A 10,504-nucleotide genomic window follows, 5' to 3' on the forward strand; every position below is an offset into this window, starting at 1 on the left:
TGAGAAAACACCCTATGGTTTTAATCAACAAAAAAGGGACGCAATAGGCGTCCCTTTTTATCGGTTTGGTTGGTTTTAAGGCAAAATACCTTCTTTTACAATATTGGTTTACGTATTAATTTTTTCAGTAGGAACACACCCACGATCTATAACGGGGTCACCTCTATTAAAAGGTAATCTTTGAAGTCCACCTTTATGGTAGGTTTATCAGAAGAAACCGCTCCTAAATCTTTTTCATTAAAATAATCCCTAACACCATACGAAGCCCCTTCTTTTAATCCCTTAAGAACGATTTCCCCATTCCAATCGCTATCATAGAAAGCATAGTAAAGGGTTTCCTCCTTTTGAATTACATGGGTTTCGGGTTTATCATATCCCAAATCGTACAACTCCCCAAGATACTTTTCTTTCGAAAGCATTTTTTCGTCATAGAGCGAGAACCACTTCTTCCATACTTTTTCTTTCTCGGGAGTCAATAAATAACTCGCCTCGGCATAAGGGTTGTCTTTGGGCCAAGTGAATTTAGTGCCTAGAACCGCCCCGATACCGAATGAACTTGCAAAATCATTGGCGTTATCACTCAATTCCACATGATCCCCATAATAAGCCGTATTTGGCACCAGGGCCTTATATGTTTTTCCCTTGTGGCGCACTTGCCAGCTGGAAAGTGGATCAGATGAAACCGCTTGGTTCATGGATGCCATGTTAAAGTAGGACATACATGTGCCACACGGACAGTTTTCTATAACGGCATGGGGTTTTATACTTCGGGCCTCATCATAGATCATTTGAAAGAAATCGGGCAGTTTTTCCGGAGCACTTTCCGGATCATCCAAATTATAGTCAGGAGCTACACAGTTCATGTGTTGTCCATCCATTTTCAAACCATCAAACCCCCAGTCATCCATAAAAAGGTGTATGATTTTCTTTGTATGTTCAATGGTTTTATCATTTGCAGGTGAAAGGTAATATGCATCCCACCATGTTATAAATTGGGGGGAACCATCTTTTTGCATGATCTGCATTTCAGGATTTTGCTTTAAGGCATTACTACCTGGATCGGCCGCCAAGGGAGTCCACCAAATTTTTGCTTTCAAGCCCTGTTTATGGATATCATCAACCAGACCTTTAATCTCTTGGTTTCCTTTCGGGAATTTTTTTGGATTTGCATCCCAATCACCCTCTGCTATTTGAAAGCCATCATCCAAAACAGCCCACTTTATGCCAAGTTCCTTAACCTTGGGAAGGGTACCTACAATTTCATCGAGGGTAAACTTTCTTTCATACCCCCAAGCGCACCATATCGACTCAAAGGCAGCCGGTTCGGCTTCCGCGATTTTGACCCCCTTGTCCTGCATAAGGTTCGAATACCTCGAAAGATTGGTGAAATAATCGCCCTTAGACACTGATATAAAGGTTTCCAGAGTTTCCAACGTTTCCTGTGATTTAAAGACCGTACGCTCTTCAAAATCCTTGGAAACCCCAATATGGACCTTACTATCATTTGACGGCAACTCTGTAGGAAGGTTCACTAGTTTTGGAACCAGTGACAAATGCCCTACCGCTACATTTACATCTGGTCGCCATACCGAAGTTACCGGAATACCTCCCCCATAATCGCTGTCATTCATTCCCATAAAGTTCTTTTGATAAAAACCGGGTTCCAATGGCTTTATCCAATCACTCCTATCGGTAGAGGAACTGCCCTGGAACGCCCAGAAAGCAGGTTCATCCCCTTGGGAGAGAATCTGATAGCCATTATTGGTCCATTCCTCAACGAAGACATCCGAATTCGACGTATTCGTGTATATGACCTTGGTCGTCAATAAATCGGGATATTTATCATAAGCGGTAATGATCAACTTTTTACCCACAGAGAGACCATTGTCGTTATAGACCCCGTTGACCACCCATTGTCGGCCTGTTAAACTACCTTCGAGGGATGTTTCCTCTACTCCTTCAACACTGAAGTCAGTCAACCCCTGTTTTGCTACCACCAATTGTTCTGAAGATTGAAAATCATCCATTAAAGGTTTTGCCTCTTCAAGCGTAGCCGATAATCTCGTTTTTAAATTCCCATTTATTTCCAACGTCAGATTTCCCTGCTGAATAGTCAGTACAGTGGCATCTTTTTTCTGATTGTCACACGAGAACATAAAAATCAATAGGGGCATAAACACTAAGAGCCCTGTTTTCAGTCTATTCATAATTTCTGATTTTCTTTGCGTTTTCATAATATATCTTTTTTAATACCGTATCGGATAGCCCTAGACCATATAAGGACCAATGGTAACCGAACAATTCTTTGGCGTAGAAATGTTCATCCTCAGTCTCGAGGATCCGGAACGTCAATTCATACATTGAAGCATCGAAACCCATATCGGTCCCGTACAACAACCTATCCTGGTATTTTTCATAAAATGCCTTGGTATATCTTGGCACAGGTGCTGTTTCGGCATATCGGGCCGCAATGTCAGCATATAGATTGGGGTAATTATCCAAAAGCTCACCAAGAATACCCAGGTCATAACTACAATTTGCAAAATGACATGCTATAAACGTAGTTTTGGGATTATCCTTTACGGCATTCCTCAAAGTATTAATGAGTTCTGAATGCAATAGCAAATCTTTGTTTGAGGTGTCTATTTGCCAGTCGGCAGCATTCATAAGACCGTCATTATAAACATCTATGGGTTCGTACATCCAATAGGGTTCTGCAATATGGATATTGATGGGCATACCCAACTCACCACATTTTTCCAGAAGGGGCTTCAAACGCTCATCGTCGATATGCATACCATATGCGGCCGTAGGTTTCGAATACAACAGACCCTCTCCCTTATCGCCGAGTTCCCCGACACCTCTTGCCCCTACCTCGTAACATCGTTCCAATTCCCGAACAGCCTTCCTTGCCCAGCCTTTTTTGGTATATCCAGTATAGTCAAATCCACACCAAACTTCAAAACGACCTTCATATTTTGCGTAGATATTGTAAACACTATCGAATGCCTTACCGGTAAGCTTGGTTAGGACCGTCGTTTTTTCAATACCAAACTTGTCCATGGTCTTAACCCATTCCTCAATTTCTTCCTGACTTGTAGCATAAGCATGTGAATGAATATCTATCACAGGAAACTTAGCCATTTCTATAACCGTTTTATGGGTTTTGTAGATAGACTTCGGATTATAATCCTTCAAAAGGATATCCTCTTGTCCCATAGCCACGGAAAAGATATTGACAATCAAAACAATGGACAAAAGTTGGGCGCGCATTGTTGGCTATTTGATGTTTATCACATTCAACTTATTGGCAACCAAATTCTTTGCCTGTTCTGTTGCCTTGGGGAAGACTTCCCTTAAGTCTATATTATCTGTAGCCTTAAGTTCTGCTTGCAAGGTTTTCATGAAAATGTTCTTAATTTCCGTAGCCAGATTGATTTTAGTGATTCCGTTTTTAACAGCGGCTTGCAACTGGTCATCCGGAATACCCGAACTACCGTGCAAAACAAGTGCGGCATCGGTAACAGCATTTATTTCCTTTATAAGGTCCAACTGTAATTTAGGCGTGTTCTTATAAAACCCATGGGCAGAACCCACGGCTATCGCCAAAGCATTGATACCGGTACTCTCAACAAATTGTTTGGCTTCTTCCGGCTGGGTATAGATCATTTTTTGGTCCTGTCCCAATTTTGAAATATAACCAAGTTCTGCCTCTACATTAATATCAAAGCTTTCCGCATATTTAACAATTTCAGATGTGATCCGTATGTTTTCGTCGAAAGGTTTTTCACTGGCATCGATCATCACCGAATCAAATCCTATATCGATACATTGTTTTACCAATTCGACATTCTGACCATGATCCAAATGCAACCAAGCAGTAACACCATATTGTTCCCTTGCACTGGTCGCCAACGCTTTGGCTACGCGAAGTCCTATATACTTTATTGAACTTTCGGACAATTGCAGAATGAGTTCGGAATCTGTTTCCTTCGCCGCCATCAACACTGCGGAAAGGGTTTCAAAATTGTAGAAATTTGTAGCTAATAAAGCCTTTCCCTCTGTTTTGTTAAGCAATAATTTCTGTTGTAATTTCATATATTATAATTGATATTTAAAAAGGTCAAAAGCAACTTTTTTTACGTTTTCCAGACTTTTAAAGGCACCCGTACCACCAGACGCGGTCGTATTAATGGCGCCTGTGATATTTCCGAACTCAAGGCAATGCAACATACTGCCCCCTTTAAGGTATTCACTGATAAAACCGGCATCAAAACTATCACCGGCCCCAATGCAGTCAATGACGTTACTATTAAGGAATGCCGGTTGGGTGGTTAATTTTTTACCATCCCAAAGGTGGGCCCCATTTTCACCATCCTTAATGATTATATAATTGGCATAGGATTTTACTTTTTCCAACCCCGATTGGATGTCGGCACACTTTGTAAGATGTTTAAACTCTTCGGTATTGGGCATAAAGACATCCATATAAGGTAGAAGTTCTTCCAAATCCAGGTTCCATTCTTCGGTAGGATCCCATTGGGGATCCATGGAAGTGGTCAACCCTAAATTCTTCGCCCTTTTGAAAAGTTCCGAAATTTCACTTAATAGTCCGGTCTGTAAAAACACTGAGCTTAAATGAAGGTGTTTGGCCTTTTGCAATTGGGAATCTGTTATTTCGTGTAGCCTAAGATGCTCCATGGCTCCAGGAAACGTGACATTCGCCCTATCCATATCATAATTCATAACTATGGTCAGCCCTGTCTGGTATTCTTCCGACTGGATTATATTTTCGGTGTCAACCTTTTTCTCTTTAAGGGTATTTATTACGGTTCTGGCAAAATCATCCTTACCGATCTTACCCAAAAAACCAACCTTATTCCCCAAGGAACTCAAATTACTGGCGAATATGGCCGAACTACTCCCAAGGGTCATCGTCATTTCCTTAGAGACTATTTCCTTGCCAACGACTGGAAAACCTTGGATTTTATCCAAAATGATATCGACATTCAATTCCCCTACCACTAAAACATCAAAAAACTTCATAATAGTTGTGTCCTTTATATAACAATACGGCATCTAAGTTTTCATCTTAGAATACATCCAAATCAATTTCAATAAATAAAGGTATCGGTATAAAACATAGAAATACCAAAATTTAATAGTCCAAAAATAAGGATTGTATTTAATCTTTCAAAACCTTTCTTTGAACTTTCTTTTACTTATTTTTCACTTAATTACAACCCAATATTTTATCAGATTAATTAATAAATGATTAAATACATTCCGTTTATCATCAACCCTATCGCTTTCCCTATTTTGTGGAATCTCGAATTATTTTTAATTTATATTTTTATTATCTACTTTATTTTCAAGGTTTTAAAACACTACTACACGCACATATCCGACAAATCCCCCAGCTATTTTAAAGCGGATTTCCACTGTTTCTTATCAAGAAAACCAACACAAGTTTAAATTACATTTCGAAATTTTAAAAATAAGTTTGTGAAAGTATTTATGTTTTTATAGCTTTGTTATAATAATGTTAATTTTTCAATAACTTATTTAAACTAATCCAAACAAACTATTTAGTATGAAAAAAGAATATTTAATCACTTCGCTTTTTGCCCTGTTCTTTTCGCTGGCAGGATTCGCGCAAGAAAAAACGATTACCGGAATGGTGACCTCGGAAGGTGTGCCCCTGCCAGGTGTCAATGTCTTGGTCAAAGGAACCAACAACGGTGTTTCATCCACGTTCGACGGGGACTATTCGATAACCGTTGACAAATCCGATGCCATCCTTGTATTTTCCTACCTAGGTTTTGAAACACAAGAGATTCCTGTAAAAGGAAGAACCACAATAGACGTTGCCATGCAAGAAAGTGCGGAAAGTCTTGATGAAGTAGTTGTTGTTGGTTTTGGAACACAAAAGAGGAAAGATTTGACCGGTGCTGTCGAAACGATTACTTCCGACGACATTACAAAAACCCCAAACACATCGTTGGACCAGGCGTTAGGAGGCCAGGTAGCGGGTGTTTATATTGCTAATCGTGGTGGTGATGCAGCCGCTCCGATAAATGTGAGAATCCGTGGTGTGGGTACCACCGGAAACAATCAACCTTTATTTGTTGTGGATGGTATTCCTTTAGTACAAACTTCCAACCAAACCGTAAATACAGGTTCAAATACCGAGAGTAACCCTTTAGCAACTTTAAATCCGAACGACATTGAATCGATCAACGTACTTAAAGATGCCTCTGCCGCAGCAATCTATGGTGCAAGGGCCGCAAACGGGGTTGTCATTATCACTACCAAAAGAGGGAAAAGTGGAAAAGCCAAAATAACATATGACATATACACCACAACTGCAACAAACAGAAAAAGGTTTGATGTATTGAATACGGAGCAATATATTGCCTACCAAGCCGGTCTTGGCGAAGGGCACGATTTCTCCCAATTTAGTGGTAGTGACACTTATGATTGGCAAGACGCCATTTATAGAACCGGAAACACCATCAACCACAATCTTGGGGTTAGTGGTGGAACCGACAATGCCAATTATAGCATATCGGCAGGATATATAGAACAAAGTGGTATTCAATTGTCCCAGAACTTTGAACGTTACAGTTTTTCGGCAAACTCGGATATTAAAGTAGGTGAACATTTTAAATTCGGGGAATCCTTCACTTTTGGTAGTACTGATAGATTAGTACAGTCAGAACCAGGTGCTGCCGCATCATTCCTATCCGCTACCAACGTACCTTTCTTTCCCATCTACAATGAAGATGGAAGTTATACCTCTGCCAATTATGACACCGTAGGGGATGCCAGTTGGAATACGGGTGACAGACAGATTGTTGGACTCAATGATTTGGAAAACAACGAAACCCGCGTAAAAACAAATAGGATCCTTGGAAGTATTTATGGCCAAGTTGAATTTGTGAAAGGATTAAAATATAAGTTCACCGCCGGTTTGGATTACCAAGTTGGTGAGGGACAATGGTACCAAGCTAAATATGATTTCGGTGATGGGGAAGGAAATACCACAGGAACCGATCTTTTGGTAAAGGAAAGACCTATTGAAAAAACCGTCAATGTATCGAACATCCTAACCTATGATACCTCCTTCGGAAAGAACACCTTATCCTTGCTATTAGGGCATGAAGAAACTAGGTTTCAATTCACAAAACTAAGAGGACAGGCTACCGATTTACTAAACAGTACAGTGAAACTTGTAAACACCGGTGCCAATTCTGCCGCAAATGAAGAAGCGGATGAATGGGCAATCAGGGGATATTTAGGAAGAATAAACTACAATTATGATGGCAAGTATTTAGCTACCTTCAATTTAAGAAGGGACGAAACCTCGCGGTTTTCATCCGATAACAGGGCAGATTACTTTCCTTCATTTGCCTTGGGCTGGCGATTGAGCCAAGAAAAATTCCTTGAAAACGTAGACAACCTGAACAACCTGAAATTACGAGCGTCTTGGGGACAAGCCGGTAACCAATTCACAGGGGCCAATAACGCATATATAAGCCAATTGGGACTTACATCGGCTTATGTTCTTGGCGGTGATCAAACGGTCATTATAGCACCTGCATCAGTCGTACTGGCCAATCCGGACCTAAAATGGGAGAAAAGTAATCAAACGAATATCGGTGCCGACGTAACCATGTTCGACAATAAACTGAATTTCTCCGTTGATTATTTCATGAAAGACACGAAAGACATTTTAGTCGGCGTTCCTTTTCCTGCGGTTACAGGTTTTGCACTTCCTACCGATGTCAATTTAGGGGAAATTAAAAATTCAGGTCTTGAATTTTCAGTGAACTACAACAATTCCTTAAGCGATGATTTCAGTTATGGAATCAGCGCCAATTTCTCAACCCTAAAGAATGAGGTGGCCGATTTAGGTGGATTTGAACTTCTATCAGGGGTCTTTGGCTCTCAAATCAGTAGAACGATCGAAGGGGAGTCCATGGCACATTTCTATGGTTATAAAACAGATGGTCTTTACCAAACAGATGCCGAAGCCGCTGCAGCCCTTCCCGATGAGGATTCCTTTGACGGTGCATCAGCAGGTGATATAAGATTTGTCGATGTCAACGGTGATGGTGAAATCACACCTGATGACAAAACCAACATAGGAAGTCCAATACCCTCCTATTATTACGGACTTAATCTAAGTGCAAATTATAAAAATTTCGATTTCTCGATTTTCTTCCAAGGTGTTGGTGGTAATAAAATCTACAATGAAGCCCGTCGCGAATTGGAAGGTATGGAAGGATATTCAAACCAATCAACAGCCATATTGAAAAGATGGACCGGGGAAGGTACAAGCAACTCAATACCTCGATTAGATGCGGAAGGATCGAACAACAACACCCGTTTCTCCGATCGTTGGGTAGAGAGTGGTGCCTACACCAGATTAAAAAACATTCAAATAGGATATAATTTCGACGCCGAAACACTTAAAAACATTTTCAATGGTTTTGTTTCGAATATCAGACTCTATGCTGGTGCCCAAAATTTAGCGGTATTCACGAAATACTCTGGTTTGGATCCTGAGGTTACCCGAGCCTTTAGTTTTCAAAAAGGGGAAAACAACCTATCAACCGGAGTTGATGACGGCTATGCTTCACCACAACCAGTTAGTATTCAATTTGGAGCAAGAATAAGTTTCTAATCAATCATAAATAGCGTAATTAATATGAAAATAATAAGTATCAATATAGCAAGAATACGTTCTTACAGTCTATTGGCATTAGTAGTGTTCTTATTTTCCTGTAACGAACTCGATTTACAGCCTTTGGATGCTGTCATTGAGGATAATTTCTTCAAGACAGAGGTTGATTTCAAAGGGGCGACCTTAGCTTCTTATTCATCTATTCAAAGTTTGTATGCCACTACAGAGGAAAACCTGTTTGCGGCCAATGAATGGTGGAAACTCACGATTATGACAGAGGACGGAATGTCCTGTGAAGTGGGATCGGACCTATACGGTTATAATAAATTCAGATTCTTACCCGAAGACAATGCCTTATCCTTTATATACACGATTATTTATCAGGGTGTTTATAGGGCCAACAAGGTACTGGAAAAATTAGACGAAGAGAATGAGTTGACCGCAGAGGAAAAAGCACAGTACGAAGGGGAAGCCAAATTCTTAAGAGCTTGGTTCCACTTCCAGAGCTTTAAATTATGGGGTGGAAATGCTCCATTGATGGAAGCTACATTAACGGACTTTTCCAACCTGGCAGCACCTAACTCAACACCAGAGGCCACTATTGCCTTGATTCTTTCAGATCTTCAAACGGCGGCAGATAATTTACCTGAATTCTGGGATGATGCCAATTTAGGTCGTGCTACATCATGGGCGGCCATTGCCTACATGGGAAAAGTAAACCTGTATAATGGTGACCCAGAAGCTGCAATGCCCTTTTTCAAAAATGTGTATGAACAAGGCCCTTATAGCTTAATGCCCGATTATGCCTCAGTGTTCGACTATGATTTCGAGAATAACCAAGAATCTATTTTTGAGGTTCAGTTTACAGGTAATTCAGATGACAATGGCTGGGTTCTAGATGATTTTCACTCCGAAAATTTTAAAGCGACCCAAGGGTATAACCGAGGATCGGACCAAGATATCGATGGCGGCGCCATCTATAGACCAACAGCCGAATATGCCATGGCATCCGATGCCGAAGACCCAAGGTATGCCGTAAATATTTACGGGGAGGGTGACATTTATTATGATGGTTACGGAGATAGTTTTGTAATCGAGGATATGTCAGAATTCTCAGATACCGGATATTTACTTAAAAAATACCGAGGTGAGAACATCGCCAAAATGGGGGCTACCAATGAAGTTGTTGATTACAACAATGAACGCCTATTTAGATATGCCGATTTAATTTTATTGTACGCTGAGACGTTGATTGATTCCGATCCAGGATTAGCGACTGACCTCATCAATGAAGTTAGACTTCGATCTTACCCGGATGCAACACCGGTAGCTTACGGCTTAAGTACAACTGAACTTACTGATGCCCTTAGATTGGAAAGAAGGTTGGAATTGGCTTTTGAAGGACAACGTTATTTCGACCTTGTTCGTTGGGGAATCGCAAATGAAACCTTTGACGCCTTGGATACTGGTACCAATGATAATCTTTGGGACAGTAAAACAGCCAATGGTCTGTTCCCAATACCACAAAGTGAAATAGAAAGAAGCCAAGGTGTATTAAACCAGCTTCCTGGACTATAGACTATAACCTAAGTACCGTTATAACCAAAACAATGGTTCCAAAGAAATGTTAGTTTGAGTTTTTAATATTGGGTTAGGCATCTATTATACGATGCCTTTCTCTTTATTATACCCCCTACTCCCTTTATAAAATTCGCTTTTTATCAAAAAAAAGCAAACCCAACCGAAGGAAGCTATGGTTTTTATTATGAAAATAGTTTAGGACCATTAAACAAATGCCTACTTTTTAGCCAAAAT

At 40.4% G+C, this 10,504-nt stretch carries 6 protein-coding genes; 2 read left to right on the plus strand and 4 right to left on the minus strand.

Annotated elements, in window-relative coordinates:
• Window positions 1-146 precede the first annotated feature (146 nt).
• Genes LX92_RS13410 through LX92_RS13425 form a run of 4 tightly spaced genes read right to left on the minus strand, consistent with a single transcriptional unit; the run spans window position 147 to window position 5,046 of the window.
• Window positions 147-2,234, minus strand: coding sequence for a glycoside hydrolase family 36 protein (locus tag LX92_RS13410; RefSeq protein WP_109651446.1), 2,088 nt, complete (start codon window positions 2,232-2,234; stop codon window positions 147-149).
• Window positions 2,200-3,273, minus strand: coding sequence for an amidohydrolase family protein (locus LX92_RS13415; RefSeq protein WP_109651449.1), 1,074 nt, complete (start codon window positions 3,271-3,273; stop codon window positions 2,200-2,202). Before LX92_RS13415 ends, LX92_RS13410 begins: the two co-directional genes overlap by 35 nt.
• Before the next feature lie 6 nt (window positions 3,274-3,279).
• On the minus strand, window positions 3,280-4,098 hold the full coding sequence (locus tag LX92_RS13420; RefSeq protein WP_109651451.1) for a class II fructose-bisphosphate aldolase: 819 nt from the start codon (window positions 4,096-4,098) through the stop codon (window positions 3,280-3,282).
• Between the two features lie 3 nt (window positions 4,099-4,101).
• Window positions 4,102-5,046, minus strand: coding sequence for a carbohydrate kinase family protein (locus LX92_RS13425; protein ID WP_109651453.1), 945 nt, complete (start codon window positions 5,044-5,046; stop codon window positions 4,102-4,104).
• Window positions 5,047-5,593: 547 nt separating this feature from the next.
• Here LX92_RS13425 and LX92_RS13430 point away from each other — a divergent pair.
• Window positions 5,594-8,689 (plus strand): SusC/RagA family TonB-linked outer membrane protein, encoded by a 3,096-nt coding sequence (locus LX92_RS13430; protein WP_109651455.1) that lies wholly within the window; start codon window positions 5,594-5,596, stop codon window positions 8,687-8,689.
• 24 nt (window positions 8,690-8,713) lie between these two features.
• Window positions 8,714-10,267: a RagB/SusD family nutrient uptake outer membrane protein gene (locus LX92_RS13435; RefSeq protein WP_109651457.1), complete on the plus strand. Its 1,554-nt coding sequence runs from the start codon at window positions 8,714-8,716 to the stop codon at window positions 10,265-10,267.
• The last annotated feature ends 237 nt before the right edge of the window (window positions 10,268-10,504 follow it).

Origin of the sequence: Maribacter polysiphoniae, from assembly GCF_003148665.1 — a bacterium.
GTDB lineage: Bacteria > Bacteroidota > Bacteroidia > Flavobacteriales > Flavobacteriaceae > Maribacter_A > Maribacter_A polysiphoniae.

Coding starts and splice junctions, on each gene's coding strand:
- LX92_RS13410 (WP_109651446.1), bottom strand. CDS start 2,234: ATGAAAACGCAAAGAAAATCAGAAATTATGAATAGACTGAAAACAGGG.
- LX92_RS13415 (WP_109651449.1), bottom strand. CDS start 3,273: ATGCGCGCCCAACTTTTGTCCATTGTTTTGATTGTCAATATCTTTTCC.
- LX92_RS13420 (WP_109651451.1), bottom strand. CDS start 4,098: ATGAAATTACAACAGAAATTATTGCTTAACAAAACAGAGGGAAAGGCT.
- LX92_RS13425 (WP_109651453.1), bottom strand. CDS start 5,046: ATGAAGTTTTTTGATGTTTTAGTGGTAGGGGAATTGAATGTCGATATC.
- LX92_RS13430 (WP_109651455.1), top strand. CDS start 5,594: ATGAAAAAAGAATATTTAATCACTTCGCTTTTTGCCCTGTTCTTTTCG.
- LX92_RS13435 (WP_109651457.1), top strand. CDS start 8,714: ATGAAAATAATAAGTATCAATATAGCAAGAATACGTTCTTACAGTCTA.